The organism is Bacillus pumilus (assembly GCF_038738535.1).
Taxonomy (GTDB): Bacteria; Bacillota; Bacilli; order Bacillales; family Bacillaceae; genus Bacillus.
In genome coordinates, this window is sequence record NZ_CP046128.1 from 2,600,907 (window position 1) to 2,617,764 (window position 16,858).

Sequence of the window (16,858 nt, forward strand, 5' to 3'; positions counted from 1 at the left end):
ACAAAAAGTCCCGCTCGCACAGGAAGCGGGACTTTTTTATTTAAATTGTTCATTTAAAATGCTGTCTTCCAGCACTGAAAGCGGCTCTCCGTACACACGTTCAATATGAGCTGCTCCCCAATCACAAAGCGCATTCAGAATTCTTTCGAGCGACTGTCCGTATTCACTTAATTCATATTCCACTTTAGGCGGTACTTGCTCATACACAATTCGGTTAATCACCCCATCACTTTCAAGCTCTCTCAGCTGTTGTGTAAGCATTTTTTGTGTGATGTTTGGCATGAGCCGCTTCAATTCACTCGTGCGTTTTTTTCCATGTGTTAAATGACATAAAATCACGCACTTCCACTTCCCGCCAATGACCTCAAGGGTCGCTTCCACTGAGATATTATATTTTTTCTTTTCCATCAAATCCTCACTCCTCTTTGTGCGAACAGGCACTTTTTAGTACCTATATTACAAAAAAGTACGTACTTTTTTTTTCGTCATCTATGTTAGATAATAACTCTTGCCGATCGGCTTCGTCTATCAAAATGTCATCATAGAAGGATGTGAACACTTATTCATGAAGAAAAAGCAAAACCACTTTGCCCTTCTCGCACTAGCCATTAGTGCTTTTGCTATAGGAACCACTGAGTTCATTAGTGTCGGTCTTTTGCCGATGATTTCAGAGGACTTTGGAGTGAGCGTCAGCCAGGCGGGCTGGACCGTCTCTTTATATGCACTTGGTGTGACATTCGGCGCGCCTATTTTGACTTCTCTGACTTCAACGATGAAAAGAAAGACATTGCTATTGCTCATTATGCTCGTCTTTTTGATTGGAAATACACTAGCCACGATTGCTCCGACTTTTTCAGTGCTATTAATCGGACGGGTCATTTCAGCCTTATCCCATGGAATCTTTATGTCCATCGGCTCTACGATTGCTGCAAGCCTTGTAGTGAAAGAAAAACGGGCAAGTGCGATTGCCTTTATGTTCACTGGATTAACAGTTGCTACTGTGACGGGCGTGCCATTTGGGACATTTCTTGGCCATGAGCTCGGCTGGCGGACGTCATTTGGTGTGATTGTCATCATTGGTCTGATCGCACTGATATCCAACTATTTTCTTGTTCCATCTCAATTAAAGCAAGGCGTGAAAACATCATTTAAGGATCAAGCTGTCTTATTAAAAACAAAAAGAATCTTGCTTCTATTTGTCATTACAGCAACAGGATACGGAGGAACCTTTGTCGTCTTTACGTATTTATCCCCTCTCTTACAGCATGTGACAGGTCTTGCGCCTGGGGCGGTGGCCTTGATCCTGCTTTTATACGGGATCACGATCGCAGCCGGAAATGTCATTGGCGGAAAGGCTGCTAATGAGCAGCCAATGAAAGCACTGATTTACATGTTTATCATCCAAAGCATCATTTTGTTTACCCTTAGCTTGACTGCTGGATTCACGGTGCTAGGCATTGGAACCGTCATGCTGATGGGACTGTTTGCTTTCATGAATGTTCCTGGATTGCAAGTAGCTGTCGTTGACTTTGCAGAAAGATACACACCAGGAGCAGTCGACGTCGCTTCCGCTATGAATATCGCTGCCTTTAATGCCGGTATCGCCATCGGCTCATTTTTAGGCGGCATCGTGACAGATACTCTTGGGCTTGTGCATACAGGCTGGGTCGGCGGCATCATGGTCCTTATCGCAGCAATTCTCACGATGATTAGTTTTCGAATGGAACAACAAGAACAAAATCAAACCATCTAAAGGAGTTTTCAATATGAACCATTTACAAAGTACAAAAACATTAAACAATGGGATCCACATGCCAGGATTTGGTCTTGGTGTATTCAAGGTTGAAGATGGCGCAGAATTAATAGACGCCGTCAAAACAGCCATTCAATTAGGCTATCGCAGTATTGATACAGCGGCTATTTATGGCAATGAGGAAGGGGTTGGACGAGGCATACAAATTGGTCTAGCAGAAACAGGACTTCGCCGCGAAGACCTCTTTGTGACATCAAAAGTGTGGAATGCCGATTTAGGATATGAATCCACCCTACAAGCATATGAGGAAAGCTTGAAAAAACTTCAGCTTGACTACCTTGATCTATATTTAATCCATTGGCCGGTTGAAGGAAAATATAAAGACGCTTGGCGTGCGCTTGAAACCTTGTATCGTGAAGGAAAGGTCAGAGCCATTGGTGTGAGCAACTTCCAGCCGCATCATCTAGACGAACTATTAAAAGATGCAGACATCATACCAGCTATTAATCAAGTGGAGTTTCACCCAAAACTGACGCAGGAAACACTCTTTACGTATTTGAACACACATGGCATTCAAATGGAAGCTTGGTCACCGCTAATGCAGGGGGAACTGCTTCATCATCCGGTGATCAAAGAGCTCTCGGACACATACGGCAAAACACCTGCTCAAATTATTTTGCGCTGGGATGTGCAAAAAGGCGTCATCACCATTCCAAAATCAACGAAAGCCCATCGTTTAAAAGAAAATGCAGACATATTTGATTTTGCCTTATCTGATGAGGATATGAAGCGCCTTTCTGACTTAAATGAAAACAAACGTATCGGTCCAGACCCAGACAACTTTGACTTTTAATAAAAACACCCCCGCTTTTTAACTGTGCGGGGGTGTTTATGTTGATCATTTTGATTTTTTAAAGGAAGCTTCATATTCTTCTATGATTTTATGACCACCGTTTGATTTCCACTTCTCTACATCTTTCTTAAATTGATCTTCACTGATGTCTCCAAGAATGAACTTATAAGTCGCATCATCGATGATTTTTTTCAATTCGTTTCCTCGCTCTGAGGCTGTTTCTGAATACAGGCTTTCAGCAGGATTGGCGACGATGATGTTTTGATTGTCTTCTTCTAGCTCTTCATATTTTGTACGAACCGCATCTCCTTTATTTTTCAAGTAACGTTTATCAATTCCTACTAGACTGACAAGCGGCTGTACGTCTGTCTGCCAGCTTTTCACTTGGCTTTCTTCTCTGACAAATGTATTCCCTTCTTCTTTCTTATAATGCTCGCCATCTATACCGTACGTCATGAAACCATATACATCTTCTTCTGCAATGCGATCAAAGAAGGCCAAAATCCGTTTTAATTCTGCCTCTGATTTCACGCTTGTTTTAGGGAATGCAAAGATGCCATTATGACCACCTGATGCCCACACACGTTCTTTGCCATCTGGGCCTTTGATTCGGTTGATGATATCTACTTCCATGTTTTTATCTGTCGCGTCATCTCTCAAGTTCACTGCGTCTACCATATTCCCAACATAGATCCCTGCTTTTCCTTGTGAGAATAATTCCTGCTGCTGTGTTTTGCTTGTAACAGGGAAGTCTTTGTTGATATAGCCATTGTCACGCAGTTTCTTCATGTATTTCATTGTATTCATGTACTCATCTGTCATGAAGTCTGGCGTGAATTTGCCATTTTCTTCTTTCCAGTCTGTCGGCATTCCCTCATATGAACCGAGTGTTTTAAATGCCCCATAAATCAAATCGTTCCGATCCGTAAAGCCAATTGTATCCGCTTTTCCGTTTTGATTCGGATCTTTTTCAGTAAAAGCTTTAGCTACCTCATAAAGATCATCCAATGTTTTTGGTGTATCCAAATTTAAATTTTCAAGCCAATCCTTTCGAATGACAATTCCTTGTCTTGAAAGTGGTCTCTCTCTATAAATGCCATAAAGCTTACCGTCTATAGAGGCGTTTTTATTAATCAGTTCGTTCATCTTACTTAAATTTGGATAATCCTTTAAATACGGACCGACTTCCCAGAACATGCCTGATCTGAACGCATTAATAGCAGACGAATTCTTAATGTCTTGAATCGTGACAATCTGCGGCAGATTCCCTGCGGCAAGTGCGGAATTTAAACGGTCTTCCTTCACGGCATCAGGCACCCATGTAATATCAAGCTCTGTATTTGTGAGCTTCTCAATCTCTTTTATGACGGAATCCTTCGGCGGCTGCTGATGATACAAAATAGCCATCCAGGTCAGCTTTACCTTTTTATCTAAATCAACCTTTTCATCTGATGAACTTGTGCCTTTGCTTGAACATGCGGATAGAATACCGCTTGCTGCAAATAACAGGACAAACGCAATCAACCATAATTTCTTTCTCCCCATAAGATCCCTCCGTTGTTCCATCTTTTTAACCTTTTACAGAACCTAGTAATGCCCCTTTGTTAAAATGCTTTTGAATAAATGGATAGACAAGCAGAACTGGAATGGTCGCTACCACAATGACAGCCATTTTAATCGTTTGGTCTGGCGGTGGTGTGGATGATCCCATATCCGACATATCTCCCTGCATTCCGCTTGAGACAATGACAATCTGCCTTAGCAGCACCTGAATCGGCCATTTCACTGAATCATTTAAATACAGGATGGCGGTCATGTACGTATTCCAATACGTCACGGCATAAAAAAGTGAAATGGTCGCAATAGCTGGCAAAGAAAGTGGCAGCACAATTTTAAAGAAAATCCCTAAATCGTTACAGCCATCCATCTTCGCTGATTCCTCAAGGCTTGCCGGGATGTTTTGAAAGAAGTTTTTCAAAATGATCAAATTGAACGCATTGATCGCAACCGGTAGAATAAGTGACCAATAGGTATCAAGCAGACCAAGTGTTTTCACCACAATAAACGTCGGAATCATACCTCCACTAAACAACATCGTGAAGACAACGAGAAACATCAATGTTCTCCGGCCTTTTAGCTCCTGACGAGACAGCCCATATGCCATGAGTGAGGACAAAAACATGCTGACAGCTGTTCCAACGAGCGTCACAAGAATGGACACAATGAGGCTACGATACACAATATCCGTAGAGAAAATATATCGATAGGCCTCTAAAGAAAACGTGGTCGGGAACAAGATAAACTTCTTCGTGATGACCTCTTCTACTGTAGCAAAAGAGGCTGCAATGACATGGATGAACGGAAGCACACATATTAATGCGAACATGAGTAGAAAAGAGTAATTAAATAAGTTGAACAATCGGCCTTTAATAGAACGATCTATGTTCATCACGCCCTTTCTTTGAAAGCGTTATCATTTCGTCCGAAAATAAGCTGCAGCCTGTGACGATATCGTGATTAAAATGTAACAAACGGGGGAAGAAAGCGTCTATAATCATCTTGACAGACCAACTGGATGGATCATGTCAATCGTGCTTTTATGCTCATGAAACAAAAGAATAAGATCATCAGCTAATGACATGATTATGCCCTATGCCTGATCATTTTCTTCTAGGATTTCCGTCGTATTCACATCAGGTCTGTAGCCTAACTCCTGCTTTATTTTTTCCGTAGACCAGGGCTTTTCTTCGTTTTCTGATACGGCATAATATGTCCCAAAGGGGACGGTCGTTTCAATCGCTGCCTTTGTCATCCCTATAAGATCTTCATGTGACAGAAGTGTTCGTTTCGTTCTTCGTTTCTTGTGTAATGCCTCCATCTCATCCGTTACAACCGTTCCAATCCGTAAATTGATAACAGACATCCCCGTTTGATCGTGGAACAAACGGCCTAGCTGTTCTGAAGCAAATTTTAAAATACCATAGACATTTTTAGTCGCTGGCACATCGTCTGTTGTAATATTTCGCCCTAGTAAGGAGCGGCCATCCTCTTCATAACGATCGGTCACATGATTGCTGCTTGCAAAAATGACTTTTCGTATGCCGAGACGTGCAGCTGACCGAAACATATAATAGGAGCTCCTCCAAAAAATATCATTCATTTTTTCAAACTCCTCAAGATTCATCACATCATGCGTCATATCCATGTTTAAAAGGTGCATGATGACATCTGTATCTCTCGGAATCGCCTCATATAATTCCTGATCATTCGCTGCATCTGCTAAAATGGCTCCTTTTACACAACTCGTTTGATCAATGATGGTGATCTCGTACTCAGAAGAGAGCGCTTTTGTTAATATACGGCCTATCACACCGCATCCGCCAATGATCGTGATCTTTTTCATCTGTTTCCTCCTTTCTATTGACGTAGTATGTCCAAGCCTTTATGGGTTACAGCCATTTTTTCAAAAATCGAGTGGCCTCGTGACGCATAGCGGCTGTTTCAAAATGACCTGCATGAAGACCAACAAGCTGATACCGTTCTTTCAATGAAGCAGTTTGATAGGTTTGGCTCAATCCCTTTTGAATGCGTGCGACGCCTTCAGCAGGCGTGAGTGGATCAAGTTTTCCCACTAAGCTTAAATGCGGCCTTGGAAAAATCATTTCCTGAATTTCAGCTGCTGTAAAGTGCTTTGCTAAGCTTGGTACATAGTAATAATAGCCATGCCTGTCTAAATTGTTCGTTTCAATTAATGTGTGGTGATCGACCTGTGCGCAAAGATCAATACACACACTGACCCTCTCATCAAGCGCAGCAGTCCACCAGGAAAGAAGCCCTCCCATTGACATTCCAAAAACAGCTAACCGGTCCGGCAGCACATCAGATCGAGACAGCACATAATCAATCGCACACATGCTTTCATACAGCATCATGCCCCACATCACTTTTCCTGTTAAAAGCATCTCCTTAAAAATTTCACTTTCTGTTCTTCCTCTTCTCTCACCAAACCCTGCATGATCGATAGCCAGGACACTATAGCCTTTTGATGTGAACTCTTTCGCATATGAAGGCGCTTGCAAATAATGAGCACCTTTGATCAGCTCTTCCTTCCCATCCACGTAGTTCCCGCCATGAGAGTGCTGGAACAGCACAACAGGTCTTTTTTTCACCGTATCCTTTGGCTTTACAAAATAAGCGGGCACTTCCTCTACACCATGAATCGAAAGAATGAGTGTTTCGACTACATACGATTCACGTTCCTCGATCTTTAACGTATATGCCTCCACGCGATGGCGTTCTGGCATTTCTCCTAACAGACTGAGCAGTTGTTCACGTTTGCTTTCCTTTTCCATTGACGTCACTCCTCATTTTCTTGATCACCTGTTAAAATACGAGGTCGATGAAGTAATCACCTTGTTTTCGACAAAATTATGTCCCGGGAAATAAAGAACACCCACCGGTTCATACCGATGGGTGTCATCATTAGTTCGCAACAATATTGACAAGCTTCCCAGGAACCGCAATCACTTTGCGAATGGTTTTCCCTTCAAGCTGTTCTTTTACGCGTGCATCATTTTTCGCAAGCTCTTCTAACTGTTCTTTTGTTGCATCAGCAGGAACGGTTAATTTTGCTTTCACTTTTCCATTCAACTGTACGACAATTTCTACTTCATCGTCGACAAGCTTTGACTCGTCATATTGCGGCCATGCTTCATAAGAAATAGACCCTTCATGACCAAGTTTATTCCAAAGCTCTTCCGCTAAATGCGGTGCAATTGGAGAAAGAAGTTTCACAAAGCCTTCTGCATATTCTTTCGGCAGTGTATCAGCCTTGTAGGCATCATTGATAAACACCATTAATTGTGAGATCCCTGTATTGAAGCGCAGGCCTTCATAATGGTCCGTTACCTTCATCACGGTTTCATGATAGCTGCGTTCTAATGCGCCTCCAGTTTGCTCCGTCACTTTATCACTGATTGTGCCATCTTCATTTGTGAATAGACGCCATACACGATCAAGGAAACGGCGAGCACCATCAAGTCCTGTTTCAGACCAAGCGATTGATGCATCTAAAGGTCCCATGAACATTTCATAAAGTCGTAATGTATCCGCACCATGAGATTCTACGATATCATCTGGATTGACAACGTTCCCTTTTGATTTACTCATTTTTTCATTATTTTCTCCAAGAATCATTCCTTGGTTGAACAATTTCATGAAAGGTTCTTTTGTAGGAACAACACCAATATCATACAAGAACTTATGCCAGAAGCGCGCATATAGAAGATGCAGTACAGCATGTTCTGCTCCGCCGATATATACATCAACAGGAAGCCATTTCTTTAGCTTCTCAGGAGATGCAAGCTTTTCTGAGTTATGCGGGTCAATATAACGTAAGAAATACCAGCAGCTGCCTGCCCATTGCGGCATTGTATTGGTTTCACGGCGTCCTTTTTTACCTGTTACAGGATCTACAACCTCAACCCACTCTTTGATATTGGCTAAAGGTGATTCACCTGTACCACTTGGCTTAATCTCAGTGGTTTTAGGCAAAATAAGTGGAAGCTCTTCCTCTGAAACGGCTGAAGAAGTTCCGTCCTCCCAATGAATAATTGGAATTGGCTCACCCCAGTAACGCTGGCGGCTAAATAGCCAGTCCCTTAAACGATAGGTGACTTTCTTTTCGCCTTTTTGATGTTCTTCAAGCCATGCAATGGCTTTTTCAATCGCTTCTTCTTTTCCTAATCCATTGAGGAAATCAGAGTTAATGTGTTTTCCATCACCTGTGTAAGCTTCTTTTTCAATGTCTCCGCCTTCTACAACTTCCTTGATTGGAAGATCAAATGTTTTGGCGAATTCATAGTCACGCTCATCATGGGCAGGTACCGCCATAATCGCGCCTGTTCCATAAGTAGCCAGCACGTAATCTGCAATCCAGATCGGCATCTTTTCACCATTTAATGGATTGATGGCATAAGCGCCTGTGAAAATACCCGTCTTCGTTTTTGCAAGATCTGTCCGCTCTAAGTCGCTCTTTGATTGAATTTCTTTGATATATGCTTCGACTGCTTCTTTTTGAGCAGCTGTTGTAATTTTTTCAACAAGTGCATGTTCTGGTGCAAGTACCGCATATGTTGCACCAAATAATGTATCCGGACGCGTTGTGAAAACAGTAAACTGTTCGTCATGTCCTTCTACTTCGAAATGAACGTGTGCACCTTCTGAACGTCCGATCCAGTTACGCTGCATATCTTTGATGCTTTCAGGCCAATCAATGTCTTCTAAATCTTCTAACAGCCTGTCCGCATAAGCCGTAATCTTCAGCATCCATTGCTTCATCGGACGTCTTTCAACTGGATGCCCTCCGCGTTCACTTTTTCCATCAATGACTTCTTCATTTGCAAGAACTGTACCGAGCGCCGGGCACCAGTTCACTGGTACTTCATCGATATACGCCAATCCCTTTTCGTACAATTTCAAGAAAATCCATTGTGTCCATTTATAATAATTCGGATCAGTCGTGTTGATTTCTCGATCCCAATCATATGAGAATCCTAGTGATTGAATTTGGCGGCGGAAGTTATTGATGTTCTCTTCTGTAAAGACCGCTGGATCATTCCCTGTATCTAGTGCATACTGTTCTGCTGGAAGACCAAATGCGTCCCATCCCATTGGATGAAGAACATCATATCCCTGCATACGTTTCATGCGTGATAAAATATCCGTTGCTGTGTAGCCCTCAGGGTGCCCGACATGAAGCCCTGCTCCTGATGGGTATGGAAACATATCAAGCGCATAGAACTTTGGTTTATCTTCCGAGTCAGATGTGGCGAATGTTTTATGTGTCAGCCAATAATCCTGCCACTTCTTTTCAATTTCCCGATGCTGAAAACTCAATGTGAAAACCTCCTTTAATATGTACGGCTGTATCTGCTCAGATGACCACTGCAAGAATTCAGATTTTTCTAAAATCAACAAAAAACCCTCATCCCTGGAAAGGGACGAGAGATTTTTTGGTTCCCGCGGTACCACCCTTGTTAGCGTCACTTTCTGTTTGTACGCTCACTTAATATCTTTAACGCAGACATGCGACAGAAGCTTTAACGCAACTGCAACTCTGAGGCGAGTTCAGAAGCAGATTTGATTGACTTTCACCAGCCGTCAATTCTCTAAAGACAAATACTGCTTTCCTACTACTCCTCTTCACTGTTCTTATCGTAACCGTCATCTAAGTAGTATTTTATAGAATTATGATCATAAGTGCAAGCAGGTTTGTATACAATGGGAATGTACCCTAGATCAGGGTAAAGTAGAGGATATTATTCGTGTGGAGATCGGTTATGACGGTTGGAGTCTGCATCCTGTGAACGCTGTTCTCTTACAAAATCAAAGCTTCGCAGAACTGCTTCTCCTCCGTAACCTGAAATAATTGATAAGATGACCAAGTGCAGACTAGAATCGGGATTTGAGGATAAGACAAGCAGTGTAGCGGCAATCATCCCAACGAGCCAATCTTCAATAAACCCTAAATAAATAAACTTTTTTGTCATTCTGGGCTTCTCTAGCCTGCCTTTTTTCTTTACGTGACCGAGAATGCCCATGACCCCTCCAATGGCGCAAGCAATAATGACTTGTTGCAGCATTTTCATCACCTTCCTAAAGCCCTTAGAATAGTAAAGCGACTTCAGGCTGTCCAGCCCCCTGTAATGCCATTCTGCTGTTCCGTCATAATCCATGTAAAAGGTCTATTCTCTCTAACGAAGAAAAAAAGCTTGTTTCTTCCATTATATGTGAATGACCCAAAAACAATCTTGATGCATTGGAATCATTTTTGCCTAATCCATATTAACTATTTTTGTCATTTTATGAATTATGAGCAATTGATTCCTTCTTTTTCTAAAGAAAAGTCCCCTTACTTACTATATTCTAATGGAGGACAAACTATGATGACAAATTTAACAAAGCCATTGCAATCATTGAAACAGAACATATGTTATGTTACTTTAGTAAGGAATACCTTTGGTTGAAAAAACAGCCATTTGATATGTCTGCTAGTAGCAGCAAAGGAGGGTAATATGGTCAGCTCGAACATCTTCGGCTTGCAAAAACAGCTTGAACTCATAAAAAAAGCGCTAGATCATGCGCGGATCGGTGTTGTCATTACAGACCCTTCTTTAGAGGATAACCCTATCATTTATGTGAACCATGGCTTTACACACATGACTGGATACAAACCAGATGAGATTCTTGGGCGTAATTGTCGATTCCTTCAAGGAAAAGACACAGATCAAGAGCAGCTTGATTTAATACGTCATGGAATACAGAATAAAATACCTATTACCACACAGCTAAAAAATTATAAAAAAGACGGTACTTTTTTTTGGAATGAACTCAATATAGATCCTCTATACATTGAACAAGATGATAAAACATTTTTCATTGGCTTTCAAAAGGATATTACGAAACAGAAAGAATATGAACAACTCCTAGAAGATTCCTTACAGGAAGTCACCTCTCTTTCGACGCCAATCGTCCCAATCAAAAATGGTGTATCTGCTCTACCACTCATTGGAAAACTATCTGAAGAACGCTTTGATGCCATTGTTGCGAAGTTAACTTGTATATTAGATGATTCAAAGGATGATTATTTAATTGTCGATCTTTCTGGCTTAATCGATGTCGATGATTCCGTTGCAGGACGCATTTTCAAGCTGCATCATCTTCTCAGTTTAACTGGAACCGAACTGATCATCACAGGGATCAAACCGCAGCTTGCGATGAAAATGAAAGACTTGGATACAGATTTCCAGGATACGATCACATATTTGACGGTTAAGGAAGCAATCAAAGGATTAACATTAGCTGAAAACCCTGTGTAAACAGGGCTTTTTTAGTTAAACCGCCCCTAAAAATGGAAAAATGAGGTATGATAGGAGTAAATAAAGATTTAGGGGGGCTTCTAGATGATGATGTTACTCATCATAGGTCTTTTATGTGTTTGTTTCGCCATAGGATATGCCGTCAATTTCTTATTACTCAAACACCAGAACGAGCATATCTTTTCAAAGAAACTATTTTATCCTTTTTTGATCTTCGGTCTCGTCTTTTCCATTATGTCATTACCGTTTGCTGCCACAGATGCACCGAAGGCACAAGCAGATCCATCTTCAGAACAGCTGTTAAAGGATCAAAAGCAGCTCACATCTGACATAACGCGCTTAAAAGCTGATAAAGAGGAGCTTACCGCCTCTTTAGAGGACGCAACAAAGGATAAAGAAAAACTAGCTAAAAAGCTAGAAACCATCACCTCAGAAAAAGAAACAGTCAAAAAGCAAGAAAAGACCATTCAAGTGCTTGAAGAGAAAATAGACAAGCTTGCCTCGAGCAATGAAACACTCAAAAAAGAGAACAAGAAAAGCAGCAGCGATACGAAGTCTTCCACTGTTCAGCGCTCCGCTCCTAAAGATGAAGGAAAAAGTACAGGCGGTCATGAATCGCAGAAGGAAACAAAAAAAGAATCAGCAGCCTGTAACATCAAAGGAAGTGTCAATGGCATTTATCACACACCGAGCAGCAGATACTACTCTAGAACAAAAAATGTAACCGAACTATTCTGCTCCGTAGAAGAGGCAGAACGTGCAGGGTACCGGGCACCTAAGCAATAGCCATGTGTCACAAAAAAAGAACCTCCTGTCAGCCCAATCGGGTGTCTTAGGAGGTTCTTTTTTTAGATTTCTCTTCTTAATGCTGCTAATACATTCGTTTTTGTTGCTTTACGTGCTGGGTTAAGCCCTGAAAGGATCGCTACCCCTGCGCTAATCACTGTTGCTGTGATCACAAGGCTGAGCGGAATATAGGAGAAGGTGATCGAGAATTGATCGCTTGACCCTCCCTCTGACATGGACGACAAAATGGCTGGAATGATTAAATTGACGGCGAAACTAATGATATATGAGATGATAATACCGATGATCGACCCAATCACCCCAATATAAGCACTTTCCATGAGGAACATTCGCTTGATAATCGATGGATTCGCACCAATGGCTTTCATAATCCCAATCTCTTGTGTTCGCTCTGTTACTGCCATTGTCATCGTATTAAAAATACCAATTGCAGAAATAATGACTGCGATACAGCCGACAAAAATGAGTCCAATTTTGAAGACAGTAAAGAACATATCCATACCTTCGAGCTGATTCGTCACAGAGATGACTTGGTAGCCCTCATCTGTCAGCTTATTCGTGAGTGCACCGACATTGTCGAATTTATCTGCATAGACAGAGGTCATTTTCTCGACATTTCCTGCTTCAGGAGATAGATCAAGTATTTGACCAAATTCCTTTTCATACGCATTCGGAATGAGAATTTTATGATCCTGCTGCCACTCCAAATTTGGCTTTTTCATGACTCCTACTACACGGAAATCAAATGTTTTTTCTTTGACGACTTCATTTTCTTCGTTGAGTTTTGGTACCTTGATTTGAATCACTTTATTTAAAATATCTTTCGTGTAGCCTTTTGGCTCTTTTGGTTCTTCTTCACCGTTTGACGTTTGATTTAATTCTTTTTCATAGGCTTTGCGCTCTTTTTTTGTCCACAGTTGTTCTGCCATATGGTACCCAACCACAATTTCGTTTGCTGATGTTGGGACTTTCCCTCTGTCTAGTTCAAGCCCTGCTTCTTTTTCCTCTTTCATATCGGTCAGAGCAGCCTGCGTTTCACTTGAGCGGTCATCGAGCTCGACGTTTACCGATGGAACGAGAGACGTTCTTGAGACGACAGATTTCACATGATCATATTTCTTTAAATCATCTACCTTGACGGCACCTTTTTCCTTGCCTAACACTTTCACTTCTGTGATGATTTGCTGTTTCATGATTTCATCTTGCGCCGATTTTTGCAAACCAAAACCGACAGATGCTAGAACGATTAAGAAAGAGCATGCCATTGTCGTCGCAAGAATGGTCATAAACACACGCAATCTATTTTTCTTCATGTTTCTTCTAATGAATTTGACCTGATCTCTAAATTTCAATGGTCTGTTCCCCTTTCTTTAATACACCATCATGAAGCTGGAACGTTGTATCTGCGATTGAAGCGACTTCATCGTCATGTGTAATGATGACAAACGTGATTCCTTTTTCACGATTGAGCTGCTGGATAAAGGCTAGAATTTCTCCTTCGGTTTCTGAATCTAGACTGCCTGTTGGTTCATCCGCTAATATAATAGATGGATTTAAAATCAAAGCTCTTGCAATACTCACACGCTGCTGCTGCCCGCCGGACAACTCATTCGGGTAATGCCCTGCATGATGTTCGAGACCTACTCGTTTCAGCATTTCATTTACTTTCGTCTTTCGTTCAGACGGCTTCACACCTTTTAAAGTGAGCGGAAGTTCAACATTTTCATACGTCGTTAAGCTCCCGATCAATTGAAAGCTTTGAAAGATAAAACCAAAGTGATCTAAGCGGAAGTCCGCCCATTCTTTTTCATTAAAGCCGGTCACATCGGTACCATCAATGACAATTTGTCCACCCGTTGGCGTAATATATCCTGAAATTAAGTTCAATAGGGTAGATTTCCCCGAGCCACTTCGCCCCACAATACAAGCAATGTCGCCTCTTTTGATAGATAGGTCAATCCCTTTCAGCACAGGAATCTCATTCTCTCTGCCCTTTTTACCAATTTTAAACACATGATCTAACGCTTGAATCTGAATCATCTCTACTCCCCTACTCTCTGTTTATCTTTTTCGATATATTAAGAAATAACTCGTTAGTGCGCCTACAGCACCGCCGATTATCATGCCAGCGATATAACCAAACATGGAATTGTCTGAGGAGAATCCACCCCAGCCAAAACCTAAAACACCAAAAGCAATGACCATAATTTGAATAGGCCGATCCATTTTTGGGTAAAGGAAAAAACGGCCACTTCGTTCAATTGGATGTTTGATGAAGCTAAACAAACCAATGAAATAAAATAAAATCATCATGACAATTGGTACGATGAATTCTTCACCGCTGAACCAAATCGTATATTCATACTGATTAAATTCAGCTATATAAGTGATTGGAGAAATTGCCAAGATAATATGATTAAGCCACTGATCAACCCACTCCCCATTTGTTCTCAATATAAATTCTAAATGAACCAATGGTAGACCAATTAGTAAAAAAGGTAAAATGGCTGTACTGAATGCAACGATTGCTTGGGCAATTGCACTTCCTGTTAAAGTGCCTGCTGCAAAAAACAGGGCATATATCATCAAGGATGACACCAAAGCATATAAATACATACTGTTAAATCCAGGTGTCTCAACAGGTTTGATGCCTAATATAAGTAAGTAAGTTAAGGCATATGAGAATGCATGAATGAGTGCAATGATCCCGGCACCCAAGAAAAATTTTGTCTGATAGATGGTACTTCTACTAAAAGGCAAGGCTAAGGTGAAATCCATTTGCCCTTTATTTCTCTCAAAGCCAAGCTGAATTATGGCAAAAAGGATTCCCATTAACCATGAAAGAGCGAGAAAAGCATCTTTCTTAAAACTATAGGAAAAATGTGATGTATCCAAAATACATGTGGGATCCTTTAAACATGTTTGAAAGGATGAATATCCCATTAGGAGGGATAAGGGCGTCGCAAGCGCCGCAACCAGCATCACTAAAATAAATGTCAGCTCTGATTGCTTCCACTCCTTATATAATAATTGCCGCTTTACCATCTCCGTTTCCCTCCAAACTTTGCAATGAATACTTCTTCTAAATTCACAGGCAGTTCATGCCATACTTTTGGCTGCAGCGACTTCAAGTACTCTTTAGCCTCTACATCGGTTTTAAGAACAAGCGCTGTATAAAAAATGCCCGCTTGATCTAATATAGCAACGCCATTTTTCCGTATACTCAAGTTCATATCTTCTTCAAAAGCCATCTGTATTTTGACATAATCATTCTTTAACTCATCTAGATCCATGACACTTGTAAGCTGATTTCCTTCTAAAAACCCGATTCGGTTACACATACGCTCAATATCCTCTAATCGGTGCGATGTAATGAGAATCGATGTTTCACGTTCCGCTACCTCGTCGATCATGAGCTGAAGAACATCATTTCTTGTGACGGCATCAATTCCATCTGTCGGTTCATCTAACAAAATCACCGCTGGCTTGATCGCAAAGCTTAGAATTAATGACAGCTGTTTTTTTAACCCTGTCGATAGTTCACGATATTTCACTTTTTCCGGAATTTCATAGCGGTTCACAAGCTCATTGGCATATGTCACGTCAAACTTCGGATAAATATGCTTTAACAGCTGGACAAGCTGTCCGTAATTGTATCTGTCAAAGTAGGGATTTACGACTGGCATATACACAATATTTTGCTTCACTAACGGGTGGTCTTTCACAAGCACGTCTTTAAAATAAATCTCTCCTTCATCTGGAAGAAGAATTTGCTGAATCAAGCGGAGAAGTGTTGTTTTTCCTGAGCCATTCCTGCCAAGCAGACCGAAGATCTCACCTTCGCCTATTTTGAAGGAAACGTTACTGAGTACTTCACGTCCATTTAATGTCTTTGATACATTTCTAACCTCAATCAACTTGTTTTCCTCCCTCAAGACTTGAGCCGATCTCTTCTATCCATTCCTTCAGTTGTTGAATATCAATACCGGCATAATGAGCTTCTATGATGAGTTGTTTTAATTGCTCCTTCATCTCCAACACCTTCCCTTCATTCAGCTTTAACTGAGCCCCTTCTGTTACATACGTACCGCGGCCTCTTAGTGTTTCAATAATCCCTTCCCGCTCAAGCTCTTTATATGCTTTACTGACGGTGTTTGGGTTGGCGATGATAATGGTGGCGAGCTCTCTGACAGAGGGCAGTTTGTCACCAGGTTTCATTACACCTTTTAGACATAAAATTTTGAGTTGCTCAATGATTTGTTCATATAATGGCGCAGCGCTTCGTGGATCTATTTGAATCATGATGGCTCCCTCTTTCCTCATTCATGCTTTTGCAGTCCTATCGCTTGTTCATGCCCTTGCATTAAAGGGATTGAATTAGGTATCAAATCTTTTTGAACTTCAAAACCAATGAAAACGAGAACGAAAAAAAATGTACATGCTAACGCAACAGCCAGCACCATCCACTTCAAATTGATTGGTTTTTTTTCTTTTTTCATGGTTGAACACCTTTCTTCACTTTTTAAGTGTCTTTAGTGTATTAGTTGTTGTAGTACACTTAACACA

Annotated in this window: 17 protein-coding genes and 1 other annotated feature; of the genes, 4 read left to right on the forward strand and 13 right to left on the reverse strand. The window is 41.2% G+C overall.

The annotated features are described in order from the left end of the window. Positions 1–36: 36 nt before the first annotated feature. Complete coding sequence (locus tag GKC25_RS13175) at positions 37–408, reverse strand: winged helix-turn-helix transcriptional regulator (RefSeq protein WP_003217763.1); 372 nt, start codon at positions 406–408, stop codon at positions 37–39. A gap of 157 nt (positions 409–565) precedes the next feature. On the opposite strand from GKC25_RS13175, the gene GKC25_RS13180 reads away from it, so the two are divergent. Together GKC25_RS13180 and GKC25_RS13185 are read left to right on the forward strand one after the other, a co-directional pair. Then, positions 566–1,753: an MFS transporter gene (locus GKC25_RS13180; protein WP_034665544.1), complete on the forward strand. Its 1,188-nt coding sequence runs from the start codon at positions 566–568 to the stop codon at positions 1,751–1,753. A 13-nt stretch (positions 1,754–1,766) separates the two neighbouring features. Further along, positions 1,767–2,606 carry an aldo/keto reductase gene (locus tag GKC25_RS13185; RefSeq protein ID WP_187704034.1) on the forward strand — a complete coding sequence of 280 codons (840 nt, stop codon included), beginning with the start codon at positions 1,767–1,769 and terminating at the stop codon, positions 2,604–2,606. A 45-nt stretch (positions 2,607–2,651) separates the two neighbouring features. Here the strand turns inward: GKC25_RS13185 and GKC25_RS13190 are convergent, their stop codons facing one another. The 6 genes from GKC25_RS13190 to GKC25_RS13215 form a co-directional block, all read right to left on the reverse strand. Next, positions 2,652–4,151, reverse strand: coding sequence for an extracellular solute-binding protein (locus tag GKC25_RS13190; RefSeq protein ID WP_034665414.1), 1,500 nt, complete (start codon positions 4,149–4,151; stop codon positions 2,652–2,654). Positions 4,152–4,176: 25 nt separating this feature from the next. Beyond that, positions 4,177–5,037, reverse strand: coding sequence for a carbohydrate ABC transporter permease (locus tag GKC25_RS13195; protein ID WP_087976618.1), 861 nt, complete (start codon positions 5,035–5,037; stop codon positions 4,177–4,179). A gap of 219 nt (positions 5,038–5,256) precedes the next feature. After that, positions 5,257–6,009: an NAD-dependent epimerase/dehydratase family protein gene (locus GKC25_RS13200; protein WP_187704035.1), complete on the reverse strand. Its 753-nt coding sequence runs from the start codon at positions 6,007–6,009 to the stop codon at positions 5,257–5,259. Between the two features lie 46 nt (positions 6,010–6,055). Continuing rightward, on the reverse strand, positions 6,056–6,958 hold the full coding sequence (locus GKC25_RS13205; RefSeq protein WP_034665408.1) for a dienelactone hydrolase family protein: 903 nt from the start codon (positions 6,956–6,958) through the stop codon (positions 6,056–6,058). A gap of 130 nt (positions 6,959–7,088) precedes the next feature. After that, entirely contained in the window at positions 7,089–9,503 is a 2,415-nt protein-coding gene (gene leuS / locus GKC25_RS13210; RefSeq protein ID WP_034665405.1) for a leucine--tRNA ligase, read from the reverse strand. A 97-nt stretch (positions 9,504–9,600) separates the two neighbouring features. Continuing rightward, positions 9,601–9,822: a binding site (T-box leader), on the reverse strand. 103 nt (positions 9,823–9,925) lie between these two features. Continuing rightward, positions 9,926–10,255, reverse strand: a complete 330-nt coding sequence (locus GKC25_RS13215) for a DUF4257 domain-containing protein (RefSeq protein ID WP_223249904.1) — start codon at positions 10,253–10,255, stop codon at positions 9,926–9,928. A 426-nt stretch (positions 10,256–10,681) separates the two neighbouring features. Here GKC25_RS13215 and GKC25_RS13220 point away from each other — a divergent pair, with 426 nt between their 5' ends. Next, a complete protein-coding gene (locus GKC25_RS13220) occupies positions 10,682–11,485 on the forward strand; it encodes a PAS domain-containing protein (RefSeq protein WP_034665400.1) in 804 nt (267 codons plus the stop codon). An 84-nt stretch (positions 11,486–11,569) separates the two neighbouring features. Beyond that, entirely contained in the window at positions 11,570–12,271 is a 702-nt protein-coding gene (locus GKC25_RS13225) for a coiled-coil domain-containing protein (RefSeq protein ID WP_034665397.1), read from the forward strand. A 62-nt stretch (positions 12,272–12,333) separates the two neighbouring features. Here GKC25_RS13225 and GKC25_RS13230 read toward each other — a convergent pair whose 3' ends face one another. The 6 genes from GKC25_RS13230 to GKC25_RS13255 are packed head-to-tail and all read right to left on the reverse strand — an operon-like array spanning position 12,334 to position 16,791. Beyond that, the gene (locus GKC25_RS13230) at positions 12,334–13,644 is read right to left on the reverse strand and encodes an ABC transporter permease (protein ID WP_034665395.1); all 1,311 of its coding nucleotides are present in this window, start codon (positions 13,642–13,644) and stop codon (positions 12,334–12,336) included. Continuing rightward, positions 13,634–14,332 carry an ABC transporter ATP-binding protein gene (locus GKC25_RS13235; RefSeq protein ID WP_187704036.1) on the reverse strand — a complete coding sequence of 233 codons (699 nt, stop codon included), beginning with the start codon at positions 14,330–14,332 and terminating at the stop codon, positions 13,634–13,636. The genes GKC25_RS13230 and GKC25_RS13235 overlap by 11 nt, the downstream gene beginning before the upstream one ends. Before the next feature lie 21 nt (positions 14,333–14,353). Then, positions 14,354–15,337 (reverse strand): ABC transporter ATP-binding protein, encoded by a 984-nt coding sequence (locus GKC25_RS13240; protein ID WP_034665391.1) that lies wholly within the window; start codon positions 15,335–15,337, stop codon positions 14,354–14,356. Next, a complete protein-coding gene (locus tag GKC25_RS13245) occupies positions 15,331–16,209 on the reverse strand; it encodes an ATP-binding cassette domain-containing protein (RefSeq protein ID WP_003217564.1) in 879 nt (292 codons plus the stop codon). The genes GKC25_RS13240 and GKC25_RS13245 overlap by 7 nt, the downstream gene beginning before the upstream one ends. Next, the gene (locus GKC25_RS13250; protein WP_034665384.1) at positions 16,202–16,594 is read right to left on the reverse strand and encodes a GntR family transcriptional regulator; all 393 of its coding nucleotides are present in this window, start codon (positions 16,592–16,594) and stop codon (positions 16,202–16,204) included. Before GKC25_RS13250 ends, GKC25_RS13245 begins: the two co-directional genes overlap by 8 nt. 17 nt (positions 16,595–16,611) lie before the next feature. Beyond that, positions 16,612–16,791, reverse strand: coding sequence for a hypothetical protein (locus GKC25_RS13255; protein ID WP_034665379.1), 180 nt, complete (start codon positions 16,789–16,791; stop codon positions 16,612–16,614). Positions 16,792–16,858 lie beyond the last annotated feature (67 nt).

What these genes read in the sequence shown, in the direction of transcription:
- GKC25_RS13175 (WP_003217763.1), bottom strand. Translation starts at nt 408, where the DNA reads ATGGAAAAGAAAAAATATAATATCTCAGTGGAAGCGACCCTTGAGGTC.
- GKC25_RS13180 (WP_034665544.1), top strand. Translation starts at nt 566, where the DNA reads ATGAAGAAAAAGCAAAACCACTTTGCCCTTCTCGCACTAGCCATTAGT.
- GKC25_RS13185 (WP_187704034.1), top strand. Translation starts at nt 1,767, where the DNA reads ATGAACCATTTACAAAGTACAAAAACATTAAACAATGGGATCCACATG.
- GKC25_RS13190 (WP_034665414.1), bottom strand. Translation starts at nt 4,151, where the DNA reads ATGGGGAGAAAGAAATTATGGTTGATTGCGTTTGTCCTGTTATTTGCA.
- GKC25_RS13200 (WP_187704035.1), bottom strand. Translation starts at nt 6,009, where the DNA reads ATGAAAAAGATCACGATCATTGGCGGATGCGGTGTGATAGGCCGTATA.
- GKC25_RS13205 (WP_034665408.1), bottom strand. Translation starts at nt 6,958, where the DNA reads ATGGAAAAGGAAAGCAAACGTGAACAACTGCTCAGTCTGTTAGGAGAA.
- GKC25_RS13215 (WP_223249904.1), bottom strand. Translation starts at nt 10,255, where the DNA reads ATGAAAATGCTGCAACAAGTCATTATTGCTTGCGCCATTGGAGGGGTC.
- GKC25_RS13220 (WP_034665400.1), top strand. Translation starts at nt 10,682, where the DNA reads ATGGTCAGCTCGAACATCTTCGGCTTGCAAAAACAGCTTGAACTCATA.
- GKC25_RS13225 (WP_034665397.1), top strand. Translation starts at nt 11,570, where the DNA reads ATGATGATGTTACTCATCATAGGTCTTTTATGTGTTTGTTTCGCCATA.
- GKC25_RS13235 (WP_187704036.1), bottom strand. Translation starts at nt 14,332, where the DNA reads ATGATTCAGATTCAAGCGTTAGATCATGTGTTTAAAATTGGTAAAAAG.
- GKC25_RS13240 (WP_034665391.1), bottom strand. Translation starts at nt 15,337, where the DNA reads ATGGTAAAGCGGCAATTATTATATAAGGAGTGGAAGCAATCAGAGCTG.
- GKC25_RS13250 (WP_034665384.1), bottom strand. Translation starts at nt 16,594, where the DNA reads ATGATTCAAATAGATCCACGAAGCGCTGCGCCATTATATGAACAAATC.
- GKC25_RS13255 (WP_034665379.1), bottom strand. Translation starts at nt 16,791, where the DNA reads ATGAAAAAAGAAAAAAAACCAATCAATTTGAAGTGGATGGTGCTGGCT.